General features: G+C 73.1%; 24 protein-coding genes and 1 riboswitch. Of the genes, 8 read left to right on the top strand and 16 right to left on the bottom strand.

Annotation, left to right across the window (positions count from 1 at the left end; all coding sequences use genetic code 11):
- Positions 1-12: 12 nt before the first annotated feature.
- From ABZ836_RS20150 to ABZ836_RS20160, 3 genes are all read right to left on the bottom strand, one after another.
- Positions 13-552 carry a TIGR00730 family Rossman fold protein gene (locus tag ABZ836_RS20150; RefSeq protein ID WP_356136956.1) on the bottom strand — a complete coding sequence of 180 codons (540 nt, stop codon included), beginning with the start codon at positions 550-552 and terminating at the stop codon, positions 13-15.
- 87 nt (positions 553-639) lie between these two features.
- On the bottom strand, positions 640-1,386 hold the full coding sequence (locus ABZ836_RS20155; protein WP_356136954.1) for an ABC transporter permease: 747 nt from the start codon (positions 1,384-1,386) through the stop codon (positions 640-642).
- Positions 1,383-2,369, bottom strand: coding sequence for an ABC transporter ATP-binding protein (locus ABZ836_RS20160; protein WP_361143967.1), 987 nt, complete (start codon positions 2,367-2,369; stop codon positions 1,383-1,385). The genes ABZ836_RS20155 and ABZ836_RS20160 overlap by 4 nt, the downstream gene beginning before the upstream one ends.
- A gap of 265 nt (positions 2,370-2,634) precedes the next feature.
- On the opposite strand from ABZ836_RS20160, the gene ABZ836_RS20165 reads away from it, so the two are divergent.
- Both ABZ836_RS20165 and ABZ836_RS20170 read left to right on the top strand, forming a co-directional pair.
- The gene (locus ABZ836_RS20165) at positions 2,635-3,564 is read left to right on the top strand and encodes a 2-dehydropantoate 2-reductase (protein ID WP_356136950.1); all 930 of its coding nucleotides are present in this window, start codon (positions 2,635-2,637) and stop codon (positions 3,562-3,564) included.
- Between the two features lie 141 nt (positions 3,565-3,705).
- Positions 3,706-4,236, top strand: coding sequence for an SRPBCC family protein (locus ABZ836_RS20170; RefSeq protein WP_356136948.1), 531 nt, complete (start codon positions 3,706-3,708; stop codon positions 4,234-4,236).
- Between the two features lie 85 nt (positions 4,237-4,321).
- On the opposite strand, the gene ABZ836_RS20175 is transcribed toward ABZ836_RS20170, so the two are convergent.
- Both ABZ836_RS20175 and mnmA read right to left on the bottom strand, forming a co-directional pair.
- Positions 4,322-4,975, bottom strand: a complete 654-nt coding sequence (locus tag ABZ836_RS20175) for a class I SAM-dependent methyltransferase (protein WP_356136946.1) — start codon at positions 4,973-4,975, stop codon at positions 4,322-4,324.
- 156 nt (positions 4,976-5,131) lie between these two features.
- A complete protein-coding gene (mnmA, locus tag ABZ836_RS20180) occupies positions 5,132-6,283 on the bottom strand; it encodes a tRNA 2-thiouridine(34) synthase MnmA (protein ID WP_356136944.1) in 1,152 nt (383 codons plus the stop codon).
- 61 nt (positions 6,284-6,344) lie between these two features.
- Here mnmA and ABZ836_RS20185 point away from each other — a divergent pair, with 61 nt between their 5' ends.
- The gene (locus ABZ836_RS20185) at positions 6,345-7,019 is read left to right on the top strand and encodes an N-acetylmuramoyl-L-alanine amidase (RefSeq protein WP_356136942.1); all 675 of its coding nucleotides are present in this window, start codon (positions 6,345-6,347) and stop codon (positions 7,017-7,019) included.
- A gap of 126 nt (positions 7,020-7,145) precedes the next feature.
- Here ABZ836_RS20185 and ABZ836_RS20190 read toward each other — a convergent pair whose 3' ends face one another.
- From ABZ836_RS20190 to ABZ836_RS20240, 11 genes are all read right to left on the bottom strand, one after another.
- Entirely contained in the window at positions 7,146-8,315 is a 1,170-nt protein-coding gene (locus tag ABZ836_RS20190) for a cysteine desulfurase family protein (protein WP_361143972.1), read from the bottom strand.
- 145 nt (positions 8,316-8,460) lie between these two features.
- Positions 8,461-9,327, bottom strand: a complete 867-nt coding sequence (locus ABZ836_RS20195; protein WP_356136938.1) for a thioesterase family protein — start codon at positions 9,325-9,327, stop codon at positions 8,461-8,463.
- A gap of 63 nt (positions 9,328-9,390) precedes the next feature.
- Positions 9,391-10,068: a trimeric intracellular cation channel family protein gene (locus tag ABZ836_RS20200; RefSeq protein ID WP_356136936.1), complete on the bottom strand. Its 678-nt coding sequence runs from the start codon at positions 10,066-10,068 to the stop codon at positions 9,391-9,393.
- Between the two features lie 229 nt (positions 10,069-10,297).
- Positions 10,298-11,407, bottom strand: a complete 1,110-nt coding sequence (locus ABZ836_RS20205) for a dipeptide ABC transporter ATP-binding protein (protein ID WP_361143976.1) — start codon at positions 11,405-11,407, stop codon at positions 10,298-10,300.
- Entirely contained in the window at positions 11,404-12,426 is a 1,023-nt protein-coding gene (locus tag ABZ836_RS20210) for an ABC transporter ATP-binding protein (RefSeq protein ID WP_356136932.1), read from the bottom strand. The genes ABZ836_RS20205 and ABZ836_RS20210 overlap by 4 nt, the downstream gene beginning before the upstream one ends.
- 6 nt (positions 12,427-12,432) lie before the next feature.
- Complete coding sequence (locus tag ABZ836_RS20215; RefSeq protein WP_356137019.1) at positions 12,433-13,395, bottom strand: ABC transporter permease; 963 nt, start codon at positions 13,393-13,395, stop codon at positions 12,433-12,435.
- On the bottom strand, positions 13,392-14,396 hold the full coding sequence (locus ABZ836_RS20220; RefSeq protein WP_361143979.1) for an ABC transporter permease: 1,005 nt from the start codon (positions 14,394-14,396) through the stop codon (positions 13,392-13,394). The genes ABZ836_RS20215 and ABZ836_RS20220 overlap by 4 nt, the downstream gene beginning before the upstream one ends.
- A gap of 108 nt (positions 14,397-14,504) precedes the next feature.
- Entirely contained in the window at positions 14,505-16,172 is a 1,668-nt protein-coding gene (locus tag ABZ836_RS20225) for an ABC transporter substrate-binding protein (protein ID WP_361143982.1), read from the bottom strand.
- Positions 16,173-16,400: 228 nt separating this feature from the next.
- Positions 16,401-17,177: an enhanced serine sensitivity protein SseB C-terminal domain-containing protein gene (locus ABZ836_RS20230; protein WP_356136926.1), complete on the bottom strand. Its 777-nt coding sequence runs from the start codon at positions 17,175-17,177 to the stop codon at positions 16,401-16,403.
- A gap of 155 nt (positions 17,178-17,332) precedes the next feature.
- Complete coding sequence (locus tag ABZ836_RS20235) at positions 17,333-18,106, bottom strand: enhanced serine sensitivity protein SseB (protein WP_361143986.1); 774 nt, start codon at positions 18,104-18,106, stop codon at positions 17,333-17,335.
- Between the two features lie 69 nt (positions 18,107-18,175).
- Complete coding sequence (locus tag ABZ836_RS20240; protein ID WP_361144052.1) at positions 18,176-18,799, bottom strand: AAA family ATPase; 624 nt, start codon at positions 18,797-18,799, stop codon at positions 18,176-18,178.
- Positions 18,800-19,165: 366 nt separating this feature from the next.
- Positions 19,166-19,274, top strand: a riboswitch (glycine riboswitch).
- A 150-nt stretch (positions 19,275-19,424) separates the two neighbouring features.
- Between ABZ836_RS20240 and gcvT the strand changes: the two genes are divergently transcribed.
- From gcvT to ABZ836_RS20265, 5 genes are all read left to right on the top strand, one after another.
- A complete protein-coding gene (gene gcvT / locus ABZ836_RS20245; protein WP_361143989.1) occupies positions 19,425-20,558 on the top strand; it encodes a glycine cleavage system aminomethyltransferase GcvT in 1,134 nt (377 codons plus the stop codon).
- Between the two features lie 76 nt (positions 20,559-20,634).
- Complete coding sequence (gene gcvH / locus ABZ836_RS20250; RefSeq protein WP_361143992.1) at positions 20,635-21,012, top strand: glycine cleavage system protein GcvH; 378 nt, start codon at positions 20,635-20,637, stop codon at positions 21,010-21,012.
- Positions 21,013-21,017: 5 nt separating this feature from the next.
- Entirely contained in the window at positions 21,018-22,289 is a 1,272-nt protein-coding gene (gene glyA, locus ABZ836_RS20255; RefSeq protein ID WP_356136918.1) for a serine hydroxymethyltransferase, read from the top strand.
- Positions 22,290-22,466: 177 nt separating this feature from the next.
- Complete coding sequence (locus tag ABZ836_RS20260; protein ID WP_356136916.1) at positions 22,467-23,834, top strand: L-serine ammonia-lyase; 1,368 nt, start codon at positions 22,467-22,469, stop codon at positions 23,832-23,834.
- Between the two features lie 86 nt (positions 23,835-23,920).
- A complete protein-coding gene (locus tag ABZ836_RS20265) occupies positions 23,921-24,640 on the top strand; it encodes a histidine phosphatase family protein (RefSeq protein ID WP_356136914.1) in 720 nt (239 codons plus the stop codon).
- The last annotated feature ends 125 nt before the right edge of the window (positions 24,641-24,765 follow it).

Below are 24,765 nucleotides of genomic sequence, written 5' to 3' on the forward strand. Positions count from 1 at the left end.
CCGGGCCGTGGCTCAGGCGTGGCCGAGGCTCTCCTCCAGGTAGGCCATGGCGCCCAGCGGCTCCTCGGCGAAGAGGATCATCTCGGTGAGCGGCCGGAACAGGAAGCCCTCGGCCTCCATCCGCAGGAACTGCTGGTGCAGGCCGTCGTAGAACCCGGCGGTGTTGAGGAGCACGATCGGCATCTCGGTGTGCCCGTGCTTCTTGAGTTCCATGATCTCGGTGGCCTCGTCCAGCGTGCCGGTGCCGCCCACCATGATCACCACGGCGTCGGCACGCTCCAGCATCAGCCGCTTGCGCTCCGCGAGGTCCTTGGCGACAACCATGCTGTCGAGGCCGGGCCGGGCCTTCGCGGCCAGGAAGTCCACGGAGACGCCGTACAGCTGTCCGCCGGACTCCTCCACGCCGTCCGCGACCACCTTCATCAGCCCGGAGTCGGAGCCGCCCCAGACGAGGGTGTGGCCGCCCCGGCCTATGAGCTCGGCGAACTCCCTGGCGGGCCGGGTGTACTTCTCGTCGAGGTCGGCGGCGGAGAGGAAGACGCAGATGTTCATACCGCTCACCGTACCGCTCCCGCCGGAGGCGCCCCGCCGCTTCCCGCGCACCGTCACCGCGGCCCGTCACCGCGGCCCGTCCGCAGGTCAGGCCCGCCGCCCCGCCCTGCGGTAGCCGTGGGCCGCGTACGCGCCGAAGAGCAGCAGCCAGCCGGCCAGCGCGAGCACCGTCCCCGGGCCGGGGGCGTGTCCGGCCACGGTCTCGTGCCCGAGCTGCGCGAACAGGTACCCCGGGCTCCACTCGGCGACCGCGGCGAGCCCGGAGGGGAACTCCGAGAGCGGGAACCAGAGGCCGCCGACGAGGGCGAAGGCCAGGTTGCAGGTGACGTTGGTGACGTTGGCCGTCTGCTGGGTCAGCAGGTAGCCGTTGGCGATGCCCAGCATGGTGAACGGCAGCGAGCCCAGCCAGAGCAGCAGGGCCAGCGCGAGCCACTGCCACAGGGCCAGGCCGACGCCGTTGAGCAGCCGGGCGGTGAGCAGCACCACGACGACCGCCGGCAGCACCATCAGCGAGCCGGTCAGGGTCCGTCCGGCGACCACCTGGGCGGGGGTGAGCGGGGTGACGCGGAGCTGGCGCAGCCAGCCCTTGGCCTTGTCCTCGGCGACCGCGGACCCGGCCGTCAGGGCGGCGCCGAGCGCACCGTAGGAGGCCATGCCGACCATGGCGACGACCGCCCACTCGTCGGCGATGGGTCCCCGGTCGCCGACCGAGGTGAAGATGACGTACATCAGCACGGGGGTGCCGATGCCGAAGATCACGAAGCCCACGTCGCGGAAGGTGCGCCGCAGTTCCAGGCCGACGTAACGGGAGACGGCCGCGGCGTCGGCGCTCATCGCAGGGTTCCTTTCGCTGCCGCGACGGCGGTCGCGGAGGGCTCGGAGGGGTCGGAAGGCCCGGACGGGACGGCAGGCCCGGAGGGCTCGGAGGTCAGGGTGAGGAACGCCTCCTCGAGGCCGGCCTGGGTGACCTCCAGGCCGCGCGGGGTGAGCAGGCCGACCAAGGCGACGGTGGTCGCGTCCGGGTCGGTGGTCCGCAGCCGCACCCGGCCGTCGGCGACCTCGGCGGACAGCACTCCGGGGAGCGCGCCGACGCCGTCCGGGAGCGTGCCGTCCACGGCGTCGAAGGCGACCAGGCCGGTCCCCACGGTCCGCTTGATCTCGGCCCCGGTGCCGTCGGCGATCAGCCGCCCGCGGTCGATCACCACGATGCGGTCGGCGTTGCGGTCTGCCTCCTCCAGGTAGTGCGTGGAGAACAGCACCGTCTTGCCGCGGTCGGTGAGCGCGCGCATCGAGGTCCAGAACTCCTGCCGCGCCTGCACGTCGAGGGCCGCGGTGGGCTCGTCGAGGATCAGCAGGTCCGGGTCGCCGACCAGCGCGACGGCGAAGCAGACCCGCTGGATCTGCCCGCCGGACAGCTTCTCGACCCGGCGCCCGGCGAGGTGGCCGATGCCGGCCAGGTCGAGGACCTCGGCGACCGGCAGGGGCGCGGGGTAGGCGGAGCCGACGAAGCCGACCAGTTCGCGCACGGTGATCCGGGAGACCGGTGTGAAGTCCTGGAGCATCGCGCCGACCCGGCCGCCCTCCACGGCCCGGCGCGGTGGCCCGCCGAACAGTTCGACCGTGCCGGAGGTGGGTTCCTCCAGGCCCAGCATCAGCGCGATGGAGGTGGACTTCCCCGCGCCGTTGCGCCCCAGCAGGGCGACCCGCTCCCCCGCCGCGAACCGCAGGTCCAGATGGGCCACGGCGCGTACCGCGCCGTACTCCTTGACGACGCCCCCGAACGCCACGACCGGCGCTTCCCCCCGTTGAATTGTCATGGCCGCACTCTAAAACCGATCACTGGGCACTGTCCCGGGAAATCCGCCCCCGCGCCCTCCGGGCTTGTGCCCGGGTGACGGATGAGCTGATCATCTCGGGAGCGTCCCGGAGCCCCGGCCCCGTCCGTCCGCCCACCTGCAGGCCTGCTTGCCCGCTTGCCTGCATGCCCGCTTGCCCGCTTGCCCGCTTGCCCGCTTGCCCGCTTGCCCGCTTGTCCGCTTGTCCGCTTGCTGCGCGTCGGCCCACCCGAGAAGGAGTCCCCTCATGCCGTCACCCGCCACCGTGCCCTCCTCCCCCGCCACCGTCGCGGTGCTCGGCCCGGGCGGGGTCGGCGGGCTGCTGGCCGCCGTGTTCGCCCGGGCGGGGCACCGGGTGGTCTGCCTGGCCCGCGAGGAGACGGCGTCGGTGCTGCGGGAGCGCGGCATCACCGTCCGCAGCGGGGCGTTCGGGGAGTTCACCGCCGCCGTGGAGGCCGACACCGAGCTGCGGGAGCCGGTGGACCTGTGCGTGGTGGCGGTGAAGCAGCCCTCGCTGGAGGCCGCGCTGGAGCGGGTGCCGGAGGGCATGCTGAAGCCGGACGCGGTGGTCGTCCCGCTGCTGAACGGCGTGGAGCACGTCGAGTTGCTGCGCGGCCGTTACGGCGCCGGACGGGTCGCCGCCGGGGTCATCCGGGTCGAGGCGACGCGCGTGGCGCCGGGCGTGATCGAACACGGCAGTCCCTTCTGCGACGTCGACCTGGCCGGGCTGCCGGAGTCCGTGCTCCGCCCCGTGGCCGGTCTGCTGGACTCCGCCGGGGTGCGGCCGCGGATCGCCTCCTCCGAGGTCTCGGTGCTCTGGGGCAAGCTGGCCTTCCTCGCCCCGTTCGCGCTGTTGACCACCCGGCACCTGACCGACGCGGAGGGCGTGCGCACCACCCACCGGGCGGACCTGGTGGCGCTGACCGAGGAGATCGCCGCGGTGGCCACCGCCTGCGGGGCGCCCCTGGACCCGGCGAAGAGCCTGGCGATGTACGACGCCTGCCCGCCGGGGATGCGGAGCTCGATGCGGCGGGACGCCGAGGCGGGCCGGGCGCTGGAACTCGACGCGATCGGCGGGGCGGTCCTGCGGGCGGCGGAGCGGCACGGCGTGCCGGTGCCGGTGACGGCGCGGCTGGTGTCGGAGGTCGCGGAGCAACGCGGTGGTGCGCAGGTCTGACGCCGGCGCCCTTCCCGGCCGCGCGCCTCCCGTGCCCTTGCCGTCCCTTGTGGCCAACCGCACAGGTTCCGGCCGGAGTTGGCAGGTCTAGCATCGCCCTACGGGGGCCGGCGAGCGACCGTGCCCCGGACAGGGGGGAACGTGCGCTATTCCGACGGACCTGCCACGGAGCGCGAGATCTTCATCGCCGCGGAGCCCGGCCGGGTGTGGGCGGTGGTCGGCGACCTGGAGGAAATGGCCAAGGGCAGCCCGGAGTTGCGGCGGACCGAGTGGCTGGACGGGGCGACCGGACCGGCCCCCGGCGCGCGGTACGTCGGCCACAACGAGCACCCGGTGGTCGGCAAGGGCCGCACCCTGGCCCACATCACGGAGTGCGAGCCGGAGCGGCGGCTCACCTGGGCCGTCCTGGACGTCGACGGCCGTTTCGGGGACCCCTCCGAGGAACCGGAACGACCCATGGCCACCTGGTCGTTCAGCCTCACGCCGGTCGACGGCGGGACCCTGCTCCGGCAGTCCGCGAGGATCGGGCCGGGCCCTTCGGGACTCACCGCCGTGATCGCCAGGATGCCGGACAAGGAGGAGTACGTGATCGACTACCGCCTCCGCGAGCTGGGCGAGGGCATGGAGGCGACGCTGAGGACCGTCAAGGAGACGGCGGAACGGGCGGGTTGAGCGGTGCGCGGCCGGAGCGGTGCTCCCGGCCGCCCGGCTCGACGGCTCGTCGGGCGCTGCGGCGCCCGGCGCATCCCCCGACGGCCTACCCGACCCGCGCGACCAGCGCGTAGCGGACGTCGTCCACCGCGCGCCCCCACAGGTCGGGGTCCGCGGTGAGGTCCTCCACCGTGATCTCCGACGCGAGCGGCTCCACGGCCGCACGCAGCGTCTCCGGCGCCACACCGCCGGTCCACGGCAGCGCCTCCGCCCCGGGCACGTACGGAGTCGCGTCGGCGGACTGCCGCCAGCGGCCCTCGACCAGCACCAGCGTGCCGCCCGGACGTATCAGGCCCGCCCACTCCCGCAGCGCGGCCTCCGGGTCGGGCAGTGTCCACAGCACGTGCCGCGCCAGCACCAGGTCGAACCGCTCCTCCCCCACCGGGGGCTCGGCCGCGTCCCCGACCAGGAACCGCCCGGGCAGGCCGGCGGCGGCCAGCTTGGCGCGGGCGGCCTCCACCATCGCCGGGGCGAGGTCCACCCCGGTCAACCGGTGCCCGGCCCCCGCCAGCAGCGCGGCGAGCGAACCGGTGCCGCAGCCGAGGTCGAGCGCGTCGCACGGCAGCGGCGGCGCCCACCGCCGCAGCAGCCGGTCCCAGGCGGCCCGGGTCGCCTCCGCCCCCAGCCCGTGGTCGGGCTCCTGGTCGAAGGCGGGCGCGGCGGCGTCCCAGTAGGCGGCGATCACGGAGGACTCGGTCATCCCGTCATGGTGACACCGGGCACCGACAACGCCTCCGGGCGCTGCCGGGCTCCGGCACACCGGGTCCGCGGGCCGCGGTCCGCGCCGGGGCGGACGACCCCGCGCAGAAGAGCCGGGAGGACGAGCGCGGGGGCGGACGAGCCGGAGCCGCTACCGCTACCGCGCCAGGCCGGCCGCGGACTCCTGGGCGGCCACCGCCGTCGCGCGCACGGTCGACGCGATGGTGGCGGAGCCGACGACGCGGGTGCCGTCGTAGAGGACGACGGCCTGGCCGGGAGCGACGCCGCGGACCGGCTCGGCGAAGGCGACGCGGAGTTCGCCGTCCACGAGCTCCGCGGTGACGGGGGTCTCGTCGCCGTGGGCGCGGAGCTGGGCGGTGTAGGAGCCGGGGCCGGTGGGGGCCGTGCCGCACCAGCGGGGCTTGATCGCGGTCAGCGCGGTGACGTCGAGGGCCGCGGCGGGGCCCACGGTGACCGTGTTGTCGACCGGGGAGATGTCGAGGACGTAGCGCGGCTTGCCGTCGGGGGCGGGGGTGCCGATGCGCAGGCCCTTGCGCTGGCCGATGGTGTAGCCGTACGCGCCCTCGTGGGTGCCCAGCTTGGCGCCGGACTCGTCGACGATGTCGCCCTCGGCCTTGCCGAGGCGCTTGGCGAGGAAGCCCTGGGTGTCGCCGTCCGCGATGAAGCAGATGTCGTGCGAGTCGGGCTTCTTGGCCACCGCGAGGCCTCGGCGGGCGGCCTCGGCGCGGATCTCGTCCTTGGTGGTGACGGTGTCGCCGAGCGGGAAGAGCGCGTGGGCGAGCTGCCGGTCGTCGAGGACGCCGAGGACGTAGGACTGGTCCTTGGCCATGTCGGAGGCGCGGTGCAGCTCGCGCGAGCCGTCCTCGCGGACGATCACCTTGGCGTAGTGGCCCGTGCAGACCGCGTCGAAGCCGAGGGCCAGCGCCTTGTCGAGGAGCGCGGCGAACTTGATCTTCTCGTTGCAGCGCAGGCACGGGTTGGGGGTGCGGCCGGCCTCGTACTCGGCGACGAAGTCGTCGACCACGTCCTCCTTGAACCGGTCGGCGAGGTCCCACACGTAGAAGGGGATGCCGATGACGTCCGCGGCCCGGCGGGCGTCGCGGGAGTCCTCGATGGTGCAGCAGCCGCGCGCTCCGGTGCGGAAGGACTGCGGGTTGGCGGAGAGCGCGAGGTGCACTCCGGTCACCTCGTGTCCCGCCTCGGCGGCACGGGCGGCGGCGACGGCGGAGTCCACACCGCCGGACATGGCGGCGAGGACGCGGAGGGGGCGCTGCGGGGTATCGGTCATAGCCCCTCCAGGGTACGGGGCGCCCGGGAACCCACGCCCCCCGATATGCGTTGTGCGGATCGTGGACGAGAAGACCGGGGCCCACCGGGCCGGGAAGCGCGAGCGACGCGTGGGGCGCCGCGGGCTGCTGATCGGCGGCCTGGCGACGGCCGTCGGCGTCGCCGCGCTGGGCCGTGACGAGCTGTCGCGGGTGTGGTGGCGGGTGCCGGGGGTGGAGAAGCCGCGCGTCGAGGGCGCCGTGGACTTCGGCGGCGCGCGCTGGACGGCCGCCTCGGAGGCGAACTACCGGCGGGCCGACCGGCCCGACGACTACCCGGTCGAGCTGGTGGTCATGCACGTCACGCAGGGCGGCTACGACAGCGCCGTGCGGGTCTTCAAGGACCCCTCGCACCGCGCGGCGACGCACTACATCGTGGAGCAGGACGGCCGCGTCACCCAGATGATCCGCGAGCTGGACGTGGCGTACCACGCGGGCAACCGGGACTACAACGAACGCAGCGTCGGCATCGAGCACGTCGGCTTCGTGGACCGGCCGCAGGACTTCACCCCTGCCATGTACGCGGCCTCGGCGCGGCTGACGGCGCGAATATGCGAGCGCTACGGCATCCCGGTGGACCGCGAGCACATCATCGGCCACCACGAGGTGCCGGGCGCGGACCACACGGATCCGGGGCCGCACTGGGACTGGGACCGGTACATGGAGCTGGTGCGGGAGGCCCTGGAGAACCGGACCTGACGCCTGTTCCCTCGGTGGTCGCGTGCCTCGTGGCCGCGTGCCTCCGTGGCCGCGTGCCTCCGTGGCCGCGTGCCTCCGTGGCCGCGTGCCTCGGTGGCCGCGTGCCTCGGTGGTCGCGGCGGGCGGTCAGCTGAGGCCGGCGGCGCGGGCGCGTTCCACGGCGGGGCCGATCGCCTTGGCCACGGCCTCCACGTCGACGGGTGTCGAGGTGTGGCCGAGGGAGAAGCGGAGCGTGCCCCGGGCCAGGTCCGGGTCGACGCCGGTGGCCAGCAGCACATGGCTGGGCTGCGCGACACCCGCCGTGCAGGCCGAACCGGTGGAGCACTCGATGCCCTGGGCGTCCAGCAGCAGGAGCAGGGAGTCGCCCTCGCAGCCGGGGAAGGTGAAGTGCGCGTTGGCGGGGAGCCGGCCGGCCGGGTCGGGGTCGCCGCCGAGGATCGCGTCGGGCACGGCGGCGCGGACGGCCTCGACCAGGTCGTCGCGGAGCGCGCCGATCCGCTCGGCGAACAGCGGCTGGTGCTCCGCGGCGTGCCGGGCGGCGACGGCGAAGGCGGCGACCGCCGGGACGTCGAGGGTGCCGGAGCGGACGTGGCGCTCCTGCCCGCCGCCGTGCAGGACGGGGACGGGCGTGTACTCGCGGCGCAGCAGCAGGGCGCCGATGCCGTAGGGGCCGCCGATCTTGTGGCCGGAGACGGTGGCGGCGGCGAGGCCGGAGTCCGCGAAGGAGAGCGGGACCTGACCGAAGGCCTGCACCGCGTCGGCGTGCAGCGGAACGTCGAACTCGGCAGCGGCGTCGGCGAGTTCCCGCACCGGCATCAGGGTGCCGATCTCGTTGTTGGCCCACATCACGGTGGCCAGGGCGACGTCGTCGGGGTTGCGGGCGACGGCCTCGCGCAGGGCGTCGGCGTGGACCCGGCCGTGGGCGTCGACGGGGAGGTACTCGACGGTGGCGCCCTCGTGCTCGGCGAGCCAGTGCACGGCGTCGAGGACGGCGTGGTGCTCGACGGGGCTGGCGAGGACGCGGGTGCGGGCCGGGTCGGCGTCGCGGCGGGCCCAGTACAGGCCCTTCACGGCGAGGTTGTCGGCCTCGGTGCCGCCGGAGGTGAGGACCACCTCGCTGGGGCGGGCGCCGAGGGCCTCGGCGAGGGTCTCGCGGGCCTCCTCGACGGTGCGGCGGGCGCGGCGGCCGGCTGCGTGGAGGGAGGACGCGTTGCCGGTGACGGCCAGCTGGGCGGTCAGCGCGGAGGCGGCCTCCGGCAGCATGGGGGTGGTCGCCGCGTGGTCGAGGTATGCCATGGTGCCTCGATTCTACGGGGCGGCGCGGATTGCCCTCCGTGCGGCGGGGTCCCGCCGCCGGGGACCCCCGCCGGCGCACCCGGGGACCCCGCCAGGCCACCCGGAGCCCCCGCCGCCTCGTCCGCCTCCCGCGGGCGGTCCGGGTTCAGCCCCCGTTGAGCCGGGCGCGCGCGAGCTGGCGGGACTGGGCGACGAGACGGCCGGCCGTGTCCCAGACCTCCGCGTCCTCCTCCAGGAAGCCGCCCGCGAGGTTCCGCGTGGTGATGGAGACCCGCAGCGGCCCCGGCGCGGGCCGGCACCGCACGTGGGCGGTGAGCTCCACGGTCGGGACCCACCCCGACAGCCCCAGGTCGAACGCGGTCGGCGGCAGCGCGTCCACCGTCAGCAGCAGCGAGAACGGGTCGGCGTCCCGTCCGTCGGCCAGCCCGAAGTACCCGCGGACCTCGCCCTTGCCGGAGGGGGCGCCCAGCGCCCACCCCAGCGTCGCGGGGTCCAGCTTCATGAACAGGCGGTCGGTGATCGCGGACGCCCCCGGCAGCGGCTCCGGCGAGTCCTCCGGCCCGAAGCACTGTTCGATCGGCGGGAACTCCGGCGGCACCGCGCTGGTGCGGACGTCGTCCGGCAGCGCGTCCAGGTCGCCGTAGGAGGCGAGGACGCGGATCCGCTCGACCTCGTTGCCCTCCGCGTCGCGCTGGAAGATCGAGGCCTGGCCGGTGGAGAGGCTGCGTCCGGTGCGGACCACCTCGGTGCGCACCACGGCAGGACCGGGCGTGGAGGCCGTCAGGTAGTGGGCCGTGACGGAGAACGGGTCGGCGTGCGGCAGGGCGTCGGAGAGGGCGCGGGCCGCCACGGCCAGCAGGAAGCCGCCGTTGACCGCGTTGAAGATCGTCCAGCCGGCGGGGAGGTCGATGTCGTAGACACCGGGCTCGCGGCGGGTGACCGCGCTGTCCCGGTCGAACTCGCTGTCACCGATCGTGGCCCGGGTCGCCTGGGCGGAGGCTGCGTCTGACATGGGAGTACGGTACAACGACACGTTACTGAGCGGTAGCTTTTCCCGCCCCGGCCGTGGCCCACCTCACACCAGCATCTCCTCCGCGGGGACCTCCTTGACGGTGGACCGACGGTGCCAGGCACGCGGCGCGCGCCAGTGGTACCGCATGGCGAGCAGCCGCAGCACGAAGGCCACCAGGACGGCCGCCCCCATGGAGGCCGGGGTGAGCGCGTCCAGCTTGATGCAGACGGCCACCAGGGTCGAGCCCACGATGGCCGGCACCGCGTACAGGTCCCGGTCCCAGCGCAGCAGCGAGGGCACCTCGTTGGCCAGCATGTCCCGCAGCACGCCGCCGCCGACGGCGGTGGCCATGCCCAGCGTGGCGGAGGCGGTGAGCCCCAGGCCGTACTCGTAGGCCTTGAGGGTCCCGCCGACGCAGAACAGGCCGAGGCCCGCCGCGTCGAAGACGTTGACCGCGTTCTGGATCCGCTCGACCTGCGGATGGAGGAAGAAGACCAGGGCGGTGGCCGCCAGGGGGGTCAGGAAGTAGCCGAGGTCGGTGAAGGCGACCGGCGGCACGGCGCCGATCACCACGTCGCGGATGAGTCCGCCGCCGAGCGCGGTGACCTCGGCGAGGACGGCCATGCCGAAGACGTCGAAGTTCTTGCGCACGGCGAGCAGCGCGCCGGATATGGCGAAGACGAAGATGCCGACCAGTTCGAGCGTGTGCTGGACGCCCGGGCTGAACAGTAGGGGAGACACCTCAATAGTGTGACGGGTACCCGGCATCGACCTTGCATTGAAAGGTCCAGCATGCGAGACACCTGGCGTTCAATGCGTCACGTTCCGCGGGCGAGACGGACACGCGAGGGGGCGGCGCCGCACGGACGCCGCCCCCTCGAACCACCGCAAGACCCACCGGCCGGGTCACGGCCGGAGGCCGGCAAGGCCACGGCCGGAAGGCCACGGCCGGCAAGCCCCCGGCCGGAGGTCACTTGGTGGTGACGACCCCCGCGTCCGGCCCCGGACCCGGCTCGTCGCCCGTCACCGGGACCGCCTCCGGGTCCTCCGGCCGCGCCGCCGCGACCACCTCGCCGCCGGTCCGCTCCAGCTCGCCCGCGGCGATCTCCTCCGCGAAGTGGCAGGCCACCCGGTGCCCGTCGCCGATGTCCCGCAGCTGCGGACGCTCGGACGCGCACCGGTCCCGCCCCCACGGGCAGCGGGTGCGGAAGCGGCATCCGGACGGCGGGTCGGCCGGGGAGGGCAGGTCGCCGGTGAGCAGGATCCGCTCGCGCTTCTCCTCCACCTCCGGGTCCGGCACCGGCACCGCGGACATCAGCGCCTTGGTGTAGGGGTGCCGCGGCTCGGCGTAGAGCGCGTCGCTCGGCGCCTCCTCGACCAGGGCGCCCAGGTACATCACGCCGACCACGTCGGAGATGTGCCGGACGACGGCGAGGTCGTGGGCGATGACCAGGTAGGTCAGGCCCAGCTCCTCCTGGAGGTCCTCCAGCAGGTTGATCACCTGCGCCTGGATGGACACATCCAGCGCGGAGACCGGCTCGTCGCAGATGATCACGTCGGGCTCGAGGACCAGCGCCCGGGCGATGCCGATGCGCTGGCGCTGGCCGCCGGAGAACTCGTGCGGGTAGCGGGAGAGCGCGTCGGAGGGCAGGCCGACCTTGGACAGGATGGCCTTGATCTTCTCCCGGCGCTCCTCGCGGTCGGCGCCGATGCCGTGGGCGGCCATGCCCTCGGAGAGGATCGACTCGATGTTCTGCCGCGGGTTGAGGGAGCCCAGGGGGTCCTGGAAGACCATCTGGAGCCGGCTGCGGAAGCGGCGCATCTCCTCCGGCGGCAGCTTGGCCAGGTCGGTGCCGTCCAGCACGACCTCGCCCTCGGTGATGTCGACGAGCCGCAGCACGGCCCGGCCCAGGGTGGTCTTGCCGCAGCCCGACTCGCCGACCAGGCCGTAGGTCTGGCCGGCCTCCACCTTGAGGGACACCCCGTCCACGGCGTGCACGTGGCCCACCACGCGGTCGAAGACCAGGCCCTTCTTGACGGGGAAGTGGACCTTCACTCCGTCCAGTTCGAGCAGGCTCATGCGGGGACCTCCTCGGTCCGGAGATCGTCGGTTTCGCCGTTGCCGTGCAGCACCGGGTGCAGGCAGCGCACCTGGTGGCCGGCGGCCAGGGGCTCGCGCAGTGCGGGTGCGCCGCCGAGGCAGTCCAGCTCGTACCGGTCGCAGCGCGGGGCGAAGGCGCAGCCGTCGGCCCAGGCGATCCGGTCGTTGATGGAGCCGCGGACCGGGGTGAGCGGCTCGCCGCGCGGGGCGTCCAGGCGGGGGATGGAGCCGAGGAGCCCGTTGGCGTACGGGTGGGTGGGGTGGGCGAACAGCTCGCGGCGGCCGGCGGACTCCACGACCCGGCCCGCGTAGAGCACGTTGACCTGGTCGCAGAGGCCGGCGACCACGCCCAGGTCGTGGGTGATCATCAGCAGGGCGGTGCCCTCCTGGTCGACCAGTTCCTTGAGCAGCTCCAGGATCTGCGCCTGGATGGTCACGTCGAGCGCGGTGGTCGGCTCGTCGGCGATCAGCAGCTCGGGGGCGCAGGCGACGGCCATGGCGATCATGGCGCGCTGGCGCATGCCGCCGGAGAGCTGGTGCGGGTACTCCTTGAGCCGCCGCGTCGGGTCCGGGATGCCGACCCGGTCGAGCAGCTCGGCGGCGCGCTTGCGGGCCGCCTCGCCCTTCAGGCCGCGGTGGCGCTCCAGGATCTCGGTGACCTGGACGCCGATCGGGATCACCGGGTTCAGCGAGGACAGCGGGTCCTGGAAGATCATGGCCATCCGGCGGCCGCGCAGGTCGCGCAGCTTGCCGCGGCTCATGGTGAGCAGGTTCTCGCCGTCCAGGTCGGCCCGGCCGCCCAGCTCGACGCCCTTGCGGGGCAGCAGCCCCATCAGGGCGAGCGAGGTGACCGACTTGCCGCAGCCCGACTCGCCCACCAGGCCCACGACCTGGCCCTGGTCGACCTGGAAGGAGACACCGTCGACCGCCCGGTTGGCCCTGCGGCCGTGGGCTCCGGTGAAGGTGACCGTCAGTTCGTCGACTGAGAGAAGTGGCATGGTGGTTCAGCCTCGCAGCTTCGGGTCGAGGGCTTCCCGCATGGCCTCACCGAGCAGGGTGAAGCCGAGGGCGGTGATGATGATGCCGACCGCCGGGAAGACGGCCATCAGCGGCGCGTTGTCGAAGAACCGCTGCGCCTGGGAGAGCATCACGCCCCACTCGGGGACCGCCGGGTCGGGGTTGCCGAGACCCAGGTAGGACAGGGCGGCCGCCTCGATGATCGCGGTGGCCAGGGTGAGGGTCGTCTGCACGATGACGGGGCTCAGCGAGTTCGGCACGATCTGCGTGAGCACGATCCGCCGCTTGCGGATGCCGAGCGCGCGGGCCGCCAGCACGTAGTCCGCGCCGCCCTGGGCGAGCATGGCGCCCCGCAGCAGGCGGGCGAAGATCGGCACCTGGACGACACCGACGGCGATCATCACCGTGGTGAGGGACTGGCCCATCACGGCGGCGACGGAGACGGCGAGCAGCAGCGAGGGCAGCGCCAGCATCATGTCGATGAAGCGCATGATCACCGAGTCGATCCGGCGGCCGGCGTCCCCACCGAGGGTGGCGGCGGCGCCGGAGAGGCCGCCGATGACCGCGCCGACGATCAGACCGATCAGCGTGGAGATCACGCCGACCAGCAGGGTCTGCCGTGCGCCGACCAGGAAGCGGGAGAACAGGTCGCGGCCGAGGTGGTCGAGACCGAACCAGTTCTCGGCGCGCGGGTTCACGAACTTCCCCTGGTTGGAGAAGACCTCGTTGCGCCAGGTCTGCGCGGTGGGCGAGTAGGGGGCGATCCACGGGCCGATCACGGCGACGATCAGGAAGAGCAGGATGATCGCGCCGCCGATGAGCGCCATCTTGCTGCCCCGCAGGCGGCGCAGCGCCTCCTTCCAGAGGCTGGCGCCGCTGGTGCCCTCGTCCCGGGCGGTGAGTTCCGCGAGCCGCTGGATCTTCTCGGTTTTGGTCATACTCACGGTCAGTGCACCCGCACTCTCGGATCGATGAGGCTGTACGCGAGGTCGACCAGGAGGTTGATCAGGACGTACGTCATCGCGATGAACATGATGAAGCCGACCAGGACCGGGTAGTCGCGGTCGTCGATGGCGTCGCGGATGAAGGAGCCGATGCCGCCGAAGGAGAAGACCGACTCGGTGAGCACGGCGCCGGAGAGCAGGGAACCGGTGAGCAGGCCGACCGCGGTGACGACGGGCAGCATCGCGTTGCGCAGCACGTGGCGGCCTCGCACGACCCGGGGGTGCAGGCCCTTGGACTCGGCGGTGCGGACGTAGTCCTCGCCGAGCACCTCGAGGACGCTGGCCCGCGTCATGCGCACGATGACGGCCAGCGGGATGGAGGCGAGGGCCATGGCGGGCAGCACCAGGTGCACGAGCGCGTCCCAGGTGGCGTCGAACTCACCGGTGAGGATGCCGTCGAGGGTGGCGAAGCCGGTCACCTCGGTGGCGTTCAGTCCGGTGGAGAGGCGGCCGTAGCTGGGGAACCAGCCCAGGTGGACGGCGAAGACCTGCTTGAGGAGGAGGGCGAGGAAGAAGACCGGGATGCAGATGCCGACCAGCGACCCGGAGACCGCGGACACGTCCAGCCATCCGCCGCGCCGCTTCGCGGCGAGGTAGCCCAGCGGGACACCGACGACGACGGCGAACAGCATCGCCATCACGGACAGTTCGACGGTGGCCGGGAAGCGGAGGGTGAACTCGTCCCAGACCGGCTGTCCGGTCTGCACCGAGGTGCCCAGGTCCAGCTCCGCGATGCGCTTGAGGAAGCGCCAGTACTGGACGTAGAGCGGCTGGTCGAGGCCCAGCAGCCGGTTGATCCTCGTGATCTCGGCCTCGGTGGCCCGTTCGCCCAGGATCGCTGAAGCGGGGCCGCCGGGAAGCCGGTTGAGCCAGACGAAGAGCAGGACCGACAGGCCCAGCAGCGTGGGTATGAGCTGGAGCAGTCTTCGTGCGACGAGACGCAGCACCGCGCATGCCCCTTTCTGACGTACGTGTTGCCTGATGGACGCGTCCGCCCGGCCGCCTTGGGTGCGGCGGCCGGGCGGAGCGGGGTTGCGGTGCCTGGGTACCGCGGCTTACTTGAAGGAGACCTCGGCGAAGTTCTCCTGCGTCAGCGGCGACACCTTCGGCGGGTTGACGTTCTTGCCGAACGCGATGGCCGGGGGCGAGGAGGAGACGGGCAGACCCGGCAGGTACTCCATGATCGCCTCGTTGGCCTTCTTGTAGGCCTCGGTGCGCTCGTCGCCGGTCAGCGTGGAGCCGGCGTTGACGGCCTCGAAGAGCTCCTTGTCCTTGAAGCCCCACTGCTTGTCGTACTCGGCGAACCAGGTGCCGATGAAGTTGAAGCCGTCGTTGAAGTCACCGGTCCAGCCGAGCATGTGCAGGGCGCAGGAACCGGCCTCGGTGGCGTCCAGGTAGTCCGGGGCCCACTTCATCGGCTTCGGGGTGACGGTGATGCCGGCCTTCTCGAGGTCGGCCTTCATCAGCTCGAACAGGTCCTGCGGGGCAGGCATGTACGGGCGGGTGACCTCGGTCGGGTAGCAGAACTCGATCTTGAGCTTGTCCTCGCCCGCCTGCTTCAGCAGGTCCTTCGCCTTGGCGGTGTCGAAGGGGTACTGCTTCACCTGGTCCGAGTAGCCGGCGATGGTGTCCGGCATGAACTGCGTGGCGACCTTGCCGCCCTCGGGCAGCTGGGTGGCGACCAGGTTCTCGCGGTCGACGGCGTGCGCGATCGCCTGGCGGACCTCCTTCTTCTTCAGGGCCGGCTCGGCGCCCTGGGACATGCCCACGTAGAAGAGGTTGAAGACGCCGCGGGTCGGGACCACGAAGCCCTCGTTCTCGAGGGTCTTCACGTCCGCCGGCGCGACCAGGTCGTAGCCGTCGATGTCACCGGCCTGGAGCGCCTGGCGGCGGCCCTCCTCGGTGTCGATCGTGCGGATGACGATGTTCTTGACCTTGGCCTTGTCGCCCCAGTAGTCGTCGAAACGCTCGAGGGTGACTTCCTTGTTGCCCTTGTTCCAGTTCTTGATCCGGTACGGGCCGGTGCCGGCGACCGTGCCGGCCTTCTGGCTGTACTCGGGGTACGTGATGGCGTCGCCCTTGGCGGTCGCCGCCTGGTTCTTGTACTCCGCGATCGCCTTGGGCGAGTGGATCGCCAGGGCGTTGAGCGAGAAGCCGCCGGGGAGGTTGGCGGAGGGCTTCTTCACCTCGATGACGGCGGTGTTCTCGTCCTTCGCGGTGCAGGACTTGTAGTTGGCCTCGGGGGCCTCCTTGTCCTCGTTCTTGGCGAAGCCGCCCATGACGGTCTGCCAGTAGTAGGACACCGCGCTGGACTGGTAGGTGCCGGCCCAGTTGAACCAGTGGTCGTAGTTGGCGCAGACCGCCGCGGCGTTGAACGCCTCGCCGTCGTGGAACTTCACGCCCTTGCGGAGGTTGAAGGTCCAGACGGTGCCCTCGGCGTTGGACTCCCAGGTCTCGGCCAGGCCGCCCACCAGCTTGCTGCCGCCGGACTCGTGCTCCAGCAGGGCCTCGAAGGCCTGACGGGTGACGCGGAACGTCTCGCCGTCGCTCGCGAGCGCCGGGTCGAGCGAGCTCGGGTCGCCCGGGGCGCCGAAGACGAAGGTGTCCTTGGCGCCGTCGCCGGAGCCTTCCTTTTCGCGCTCGCTCGTGCACGCCGACGCGATCATTCCGACCGCCAAGACGGCCGTTATCGCCCGAGCGACGCGGGATCTGACTATGCGCATACGGGGCCACTCCGGGGTTCACTGGTGGGTGCGTACTGACCGGCCGAACATTACTCAGCCCGCTACGCGGGGAGAACAGTCCGCATAGTGGTGATACCTAGCTGAGATCTGAACAGCTGACGAACCCGGCATATCGCCTCGCCGGACGCGGCCCCAACTCCGTTGCGAAACACGGGGGAAACAGCCGGAACCTCCGCCCGAACTGGGCGAACGTCCGACGCGGGGGGTTCAGTTGACGGCCGGGTAGCCGTATCCGCCGCGGGCCGGTCCGTGGGCGTCGCGGTCGTAGAAGGGGCGGGCGTTGGCCCGCATCCAGAGGACGACGGGGTCGTGGTCGTCGGCCATGGCGACCGTGGAGACCGCCAGTCCGTCCGGCACCACGCCGACGGACAGGCTCATCATCGACCGGACCGACTCCACCGCCGCGGGCGACGCCTCGTACACGTCGAGCCCGATGGCCAGGTAGGGCGTGCCGAGCGCCGGCTGCACCCAGGCGCGGCGCAGTGCGCGCACCGCCGGGGTGCGGTGGGCGTTCTGGGCCAGCAGGGCGTAGAACTGCGGGACCTCGATGGCGGGTTCGGACAGGCGCAGCGGTCCGGCGGGCTGCCGGTCCAGGCCGGTGGCGATGCGGCGCAGGTCCAGCCAGGGGACGCCGACCCCGCCTCCGGGGGCGTGCGGGTTGAGCCAGAGGCCGTGCCGGCCCGGGTAGAGGGCGCGGGCCACCTCGATGGCGTCGGTCACCTCGTACCCGCGGCTCCAGCCGCTCGCGGACAGCTCCTGGGCGGACGTCACGCAGGGCGCGTAGGCGTACCCGTCGACCTCCATGCTCCCGTACTGCGCGTCGGGGGCACCGGCGAGGCCGTGCCAGAGCAGCATCCAGACCTGCCCGGCGGACGGGGTCGCGAGCGCGCGCAGCAGCGCCTCGTAGGCGTCATAGCGTCCGGGCGTGACCTGGCGCAGCATCTGCTCCACGTGCCCGGCGGCGGCCGTGCCCGACGCGCTCACCTCAACCAGCCCTTCGCGAAGACATTGGTTCCGCCCCATCGACGTCCGACAGCGAGTGTTCGACCGGGATTATGAAACCAGCTTAAGCGGCGCGGCAGACACCACCTCGGGCGAGCGGAAACCTCCCGGCCGGTTCCCGCGGGCGCGGCGGGGCATCAGACCGCGCCGTAGAACGGCGGCACCTTGGCGCGCAGGTAGTCGCAGACCGGGTCCGGGACGGCGTCCAGGAGGACCAGGTTCACCGGCCAGCACACCGGGTGGCGGCCCAGGGCGCGGCCGAGCGCCTCCAGCGGCAGGGCGCGGGCGTCGCCGGACGGGGCGTCCCAGGTGGCGAGCTCGACGCCGACGAACAGCGCCGGCTCCGCCGTCTCGACGGCGGCCAGGCAGCGCCGTGCGGTGGCGACCACCCCGGCGGCGGCGAACTCCTCGGAGGCGGCGCGCAGGAAGTCCACCGGGTCCTCCCGCCAGTCCGGCTCCCAGAGCCGCACCCGCCCGCCGCGCCCCGCGCCCTCGGGTCCCGCGGCACGGCAGAGCTCGGCGACGGCGGCCGGGGTCAGCGGCAGCCCCACCGCGCCGTCCGGGTTCACCACGACGCCCACCTCGGGGGGCAGCCCGCGCGCGAACTCCACGACCGGCGCGACGGAGAACGACATGTGGGGGCCGACGACGCGCCGGAACTGCTCCTGGGAGCTGAAGACCGGGACGAAGGTCTGCCCGCCCAGTTCCACGGTGGGCAGGTCGAGGGTACGGCTGTCGCGGTCGCCGCCGCCGGGGAGCGGGATCCACACGTGGCTGCGGGTCAGCACCTCCAGGACCCGGCCGCCGGTCGACTCCGAGCCCGGGGCGGCGGCCGAGGCCGCCAGCACCTCCTCCAGCTCGTTGCCGGGCCATCCGCCCCCGAGGGTCTGGTCGTCCGTCGCGAAGTTCATGGTTACCGCCTGGAGTTACCGCGCTGCCGCTGTCTGTCGCTGGTCCGCCGCTGTCTGCGGCACGTCAGACTACGGGACGCCCGGCCGCCGGACGCCTCGCGCGCCGTGCGGGGCGAAACCGATCCCGTCGAGGACGCGCGCCGCGGTGCGGTCCAGCAGCACCGCGGAACCGCAGTCCCGCGGCAGCCGGCCCCGCTCGACGACGTCGGCGAGGAGCCGCCCGACCGCCTTGCGGTGCCGGGCGAAGGCGTACCGGGACACGCCTCGGCCGCGGGCCCGCTGTCCCTGCAGGGCCTCGGCGGGGGTGACGTCGAGCAGCACGAGCCGCAGGGTCCCGCCCCGCCGCCGGGCGGCCCGGCCCAGCCAGGAGCGGACCCACCGCTGGGTGCCGCAGTCGTGGACCACCACCGGCGCCGTCCCGCGCAGGGCGCGCCGCAGTCCGGCGTAGTGGTCGAGCCGCACGAGCGGCCGGTACACCGCGTACGGCAGGGCCCTCGGCATCCACGCGTCCCACCGGTCCCGGGTGTCCTGGGAGTCGATCCGCACCGCGTCCGGCCCGACGGTCCGCCGCATCATCGTGGACTTGCCGCTGCCCGGCAGCCCGGTGACCACCACCACGTCCCGCGGCCCGAAGACCAGCCGCGCGCCGGCCGCGGGGCCGCTCCCGCCGTTCCCCCCGTCCCCTTCGCGCAGGTCGCACACCCTGTCCGCCACGGTTCCCGCGGCCGCGCACCGCGCCGTCCGGTCCGCGCCCTGGGCGCGCACCGCCCCCTGCGTCCGTGTTCCCGCCCGTGGCCCCGCCCAGGAGCGCGCCCGGTGGCGCGCGCCGGGGCCGGTCACGGGCACGGCATGGCCGGCGCCGGCGATCGTCCTCTTCACGTGGTCGTCCTCCCCCATGGGTTCGGGACCTGGAGCATCCCCCCCGAGTGTAAAGAGAAGGCAATGCGCCGGTCGTCTCATTTCGGCCCGGTTCCCGCCACGGTCCCGCAACACACGGGGGGTCCGCCAGGCCCGGGGAGGCCGTGCGATGATGAGCGCGCCAACTGCATACCGGCCGCTTGAATCCGCGCGGGAGAGTCCCGGGTGACGGACGCCATGTCCTGTCCCGGGCGCCGAAGGAGCAAGTCCCTCCCTTGAATCTCTCAGGCCCAGTCACCGCGCGGGCGAGGCACATCTGAAAAGCGGTCCGCCCCGGCGGGCCCACCCACGGTGCAAGCCCTGACCCCGGCCGGCGGTCATGGCGAACCTCTCAGGTTCCGATGACAGATGGGGAGGAACACTCCGTCGTCATGCCTTCGCCCGTACCGGGAGTTTGCCCATGAGCAGTTCCGACCTCCGTCACACCGCGCTCGACGCCCTGCACCGTTCGCTGGGCGCGACCATGACCGACTTCGCCGGCTGGGACATGCCGCTGCGGTACGGCTCCGAGCGGGACGAGCACAACGCCGTGCGCACCCGGGCCGGTCTCTTCGACCTCTCCCACATGGGCGAGATCACGGTCACCGGCCCGCAGGCCACCGCGCTGCTGGACCACGCGCTGGTCGGCAACATCGCGTCGGTCGGCGTCGGCCGCGCCCGGTACACGATGATCTGCCGGGAGGACGGCGGCATCCTCGACGACCTGATCGTCTACCGCCTGGGCGACTCCGGGGCCGGTTTCCCGCACTACATGGTCGTCGCCAACGCCTCCAACGCCCAGGTCGTCCTCGACGCCCTCACCGAGCGCGCCGCGGGCTTCGACGCCGAGGTCCGCGACGACCGCGACGCCTACGCGCTGATCGCCGTCCAGGGTCCCGCCTCCCCGGGCATCCTGGCCTCCCTGACCGACGCCGACCTGGACGGTCTGAAGTACTACGCGGGCCTGCCCGGCACCGTGGCCGGCGTCCCGGCGCTGATCGCCCGCACCGGCTACACCGGCGAGGACGGCTTCGAGCTGTTCACCGCCCCGGAGCACGCCGAGCAGGTGTGGCGGGCGCTGACCGAGGCGGGCGCTCCCGAGGGGCTGATCCCCTGCGGCCTGTCCTGCCGCGACACGCTGCGCCTGGAGGCCGGCATGCCGCTGTACGGCCACGAGCTCTCCACCTCCCTCACGCCCTTCGACGCCGGCCTGGGCCGGGTCGTGAAGTTCGAGAAGGAGGGCGACTTCGTCGGCCGCGCCGCCCTCGCCGAGGCCGCCGAGCGCGCCGCGACGAACCCGCCGCGCAAGCTGGTCGGCCTGGTCGCCGAGGGCCGCCGGGTCCCGCGCGCCGGCTACCAGGTGGTGGCGGGCGGCGAGGTGGTCGGCGAGGTCACCTCCGGCGCCCCCTCCCCCACGCTGGGGAAGCCGATCGCCATGGCCTACGTCGACGCCGCGTACGCCGAGCCCGGCACGGCCGGCGTGGGCGTGGACATCCGGGGCACCCACGAGCCGTACGAGGTCGTCGCGCTGCCGTTCTACAGGCGCCGGAAGTAGCCTTCCGCCGCACCCTTCCTTTTCCCGGTTCTTCCGGACCCTTCGGAAACTCCCCGCGTACAGGAGAATCTCAGCCATGAGCAACCCCACGGACCTGCGTTACAGCAAGGAGCACGAGTGGCTGTCGCCCGTCGAGGACGGCGTCGCCACCATCGGCATCACCAAGTTCGCGGCCGACGCCCTCGGTGACGTCGTCTACGCCCAGCTCCCCGACGTCGGCGAGGCCGTCTCCGAGGGCGAGACCTGCGGCGAGCTGGAGTCGACCAAGTCGGTCTCCGACCTGTACTCCCCGGTCTCCGGCGAGGTCACCGAGATCAACGAGGACGTCGTCAACGACCCGTCGCTGGTGAACTCCGAGCCCTTCGAGGGCGGCTGGCTGTTCAAGGTCCGCGTCTCCGAGGAGCCGGGCGACCTGCTCACCGCCGACGAGTACACCGAGTTCGCCGGGAACTGAACCTGATGTCGACGCTCAACACGCCCCTGCACCAGCTCGACCCCGAGGTCGCCGCGGCGATCGACGCCGAGCTGGCACGTCAGCAGTCCACCCTCGAGATGATCGCGTCGGAGAACTTCGCTCCGGTCGCCGTCATGGAGGCCCAGGGCTCGGTGCTGACCAACAAGTACGCCGAGGGCTACCCGGGCCGCCGCTACTACGGCGGCTGCGAGCACGTCGACGTGATCGAGCAGATCGCGATCGACCGGCTCAAGGAGCTCTTCGGCGCCGAGCACGCCAACGTGCAGCCCCACTCGGGCGCCCAGGCCAACGCCGCGGTGATGCACGCCCTGCTCAAGCCGGGCGACACCATCATGGGCCTGAACCTGGCCCACGGCGGGCACCTCACCCACGGCATGAGGATCAACTTCTCCGGCCGCCTCTACGAGGTGGTCCCGTACCACGTCGGCGAGGACGGCCAGGTCGACATGGCCGACGTCGAGCGCCTGGCCAAGGAGGCGCGGCCGAAGCTGATCATCGCCGGCTGGTCCGCCTACCCGCGGCAGCTGGACTTCGCCGCGTTCCGCCGGATCGCGGACGAGGTCGGCGCGTACCTGATGGTCGACATGTCGCACTTCGCGGGGCTGGTGGCCGCGGGCCTGCACCCGAGCCCGGTGCCGCACGCCCACGTCGTGACCACCACCACCCACAAGACGCTGGGCGGCCCCCGCGGCGGCGTGATCCTCTCCACGGCCGAGCTGGCCAAGAAGATCAACTCCGCGGTCTTCCCCGGCCAGCAGGGCGGCCCGCTGGAGCACGTGATCGCGGGCAAGGCGGTGGCCTTCAAGGTCGCGGCGTCGGAGGAGTTCAAGGACCGCCAGCGGCGGACCCTGGAGGGCTCCCGCATCCTGGCCGAGCGCCTGGTCCGGGACGACGTCACCGCCGCCGGCGTCTCGGTCCTCTCCGGAGGCACGGACGTCCACCTGGTCCTGGTCGACCTGCGCGACTCGGAGCTGGACGGGCAGCAGGCCGAGGACCGGCTCCACGAGATCGGCATCACCGTCAACCGGAACGCGGTCCCGAACGACCCGCGCCCGCCGATGGTGACCTCCGGCCTGCGCATCGGCACGCCGGCGCTGGCCACCCGCGGTTTCGGCGCGGAGGACTTCACCGAGGTCGCGGACGTCGTCGCGGAGGCCCTCAAGGCCCCGTCGCCGTTCCCGGCCGACACGGCCGCCGCCCTGCGGGGCCGGGTGGAGGCCCTGGCCGCGAAGCACCCGCTCTACCCGTCGCTGTGACCTTCACGACGGCGTGAACGGCCCCGCAGGGCGCGTATGAATTTCGTACCGCCTGGGGCATTACGTACGATTCCCGTATGTGCCCGGGGGCGTCCCGCCCGCCACCGTCCGGTGGGCGTGACGCCCCTCGCGCCTTCCCCCACCCCCGCACCGCCAACGATTCAACGAGGAGTCGACGTGGCCGTCTCGGTCTTCGACCTGTTCTCGATAGGCATCGGCCCGTCCAGCTCCCACACGGTGGGCCCGATGCGCGCCGCGCGCATGTTCGCCGCCCGCCTGCGCAACGAGAACCTCCTGGAGGCCACCGCCTCCGTCCGCTGCGAGCTCTACGGCTCCCTCGGCGCCACCGGCCACGGCCACGGCACGCCCAAGGCGGTCCTGCTCGGCCTGGAGGGCGACTCGCCGCGCACCGTCGACGTGGAGTCGGCCGACGAGCGCGTGGAGAAGATCAAGGAGACCGGTCTCCTGCGCCTGCTGGGCGACCACGAGATCCCCTTCGACTTCGACGCCGACCTGGTCCTGCACCGCCGCGAGACCCTGCCGTACCACGCCAACGGCATGACCGTCGCCGCGTACGGCCCGGCCGGCGAGGAGCTCCTGCACAAGACGTACTACTCGGTCGGCGGCGGCTTCGTGGTCGACGAGGAGGCGGTCGGCGCGGACCGCGTCAAGCTGGACGACACGGTCCTGAAGCACCCCTTCCGCACCGGCGACGAGCTGCTGCGCCTCACCAAGGAGACCGGCCTGTCCGTCTCCTCCCTGATGCTGGAGAACGAGAAGGCCTGGCGCACCGAGGAGGAGATCCGCGCCGGCCTGCTCGACATCTGGCGCGTGATGCGCGAGTGCGTCGACCGCGGCATGTCCCGCGAGGGCATCCTCCCCGGCGGTCTGAAGGTCCGCCGCCGCGCCGCCGTCACCGCCCGCCAGCTCCGCGCGGCCGGCGATCCGCTGGCCCACTCCATGGAGTGGATCACCCTCTACGCCATGGCGGTCAACGAGGAGAACGCGGCCGGCGGCCGGGTCGTCACCGCCCCCACCAACGGCGCCGCGGGCATCATCCCAGCCGTCCTGCACTACTACCTGAACTTCGTTCCGGGCGCGGACGAGGACGGCGTGGTCCGCTTTCTGCTCGCCGCGGGCGCCATCGGCATGCTCTTCAAGGAGAACGCCTCCATCTCCGGCGCCGAGGTCGGCTGCCAGGGCGAGGTCGGATCGGCCTGCTCGATGGCGGCCGGCGCCCTCGCCGAGGTCATGGGCGGCTCGCCCGAGCAGGTCGAGAACGCCGCCGAGATCGGCATGGAGCACAACCTGGGCCTCACCTGCGACCCGGTGGGCGGCCTGGTGCAGATCCCGTGCATCGAGCGCAACGGCATGGCCGCGGTGAAGGCCGTGACCGCCGCGAAGATGGCGCTGCGGGGCGACGGCTCGCACAAGGTCTCCCTGGACAAGGTCATCAAGACCATGAAGGAGACCGGCGCGGACATGTCGGTCAAGTACAAGGAGACGGCGCGGGGCGGGCTCGCGGTGAACATCATCGAGTGCTGACGGGCCGCGCCGCCGTTCAGCCCCTCGGAGGGGTCCGCCCCGGCCTAGGCTGGCCGCGACGGTCTCCCACCGTGAGGAGTGCGCCCATGGGTCCGCCCGCCGGTCTCGTGCCGCCCTGTGCCCTGGCCGAGCTGTGGGCCGTGCGGCACGGGCAGAGCACGGCCAACCTCGCCTTCGCCGCGGCGGCCGGGTCCGGTTCGACACTGCCGGTCCCGGGCCGCGACCGGGACGTGCCGCTCTCCGCGGCGGGCGTCGAGCAGGCGACGGCGCTGGGAAGGGCGCTGGCCGGGTGGTCCGGCGGCGGGCCCGACCTGGTCGTGTGCTCCCCCTACCTGCGCGCCCGGCAGACCTGGGAGCTGATGGCCTCCCACGCCGCCGGCCTCGGCGTGCCGCCCCCGGAGACCGTGGTCGACGAGCGGCTGCGGGACCGGGAGATGGGCGTCTTCGAACTGCACCCGCCGGCCGCGCTGCGCGCCCGTGCCCCGGAGGAGGCGGCGCGGCGCGAACTGCTGGGCGACTGGTACTACCGGCCCCCGGGCGGCGAGGCGTTCACCGACGTCGCCGTCCGGGTCGGGCAGCTGGTCTCCGACCTGAGCCGGGCCGCGCCGGGCCGGCGGGTCCTGTTCGTCGCCCACGACGGCGTCCTCGCCGCCCTGCGCCACGTCCTCGCGGGCGTCGGCGCGGACCCGCCCGAGCACCTGCCGCCGGTGCCCAACGCCTCGGTGTCGCACTGGCGCGGCGACGGGCACCGGCTGCGTCCGGTCCTCTGGGGCGACACCGCGCATCTGACGCCGCCGGACGGGTGAACCCCGGGCCGGTGCGGGCCGCGCCGACGGCGGCGGTACGCTCCCGCCGGGGCCGCCCCCGAAGGGCGGCACGGGAGGGAACGCGGGCATGCACGGAGCCAGGGGAACGGCACGCCGACGGATTG

The sequence above is a fragment of the Streptomyces sp. NPDC047130 genome (genome assembly GCF_040643475.1).
Classification (GTDB): domain Bacteria; phylum Actinomycetota; class Actinomycetes; order Streptomycetales; family Streptomycetaceae; genus Streptomyces.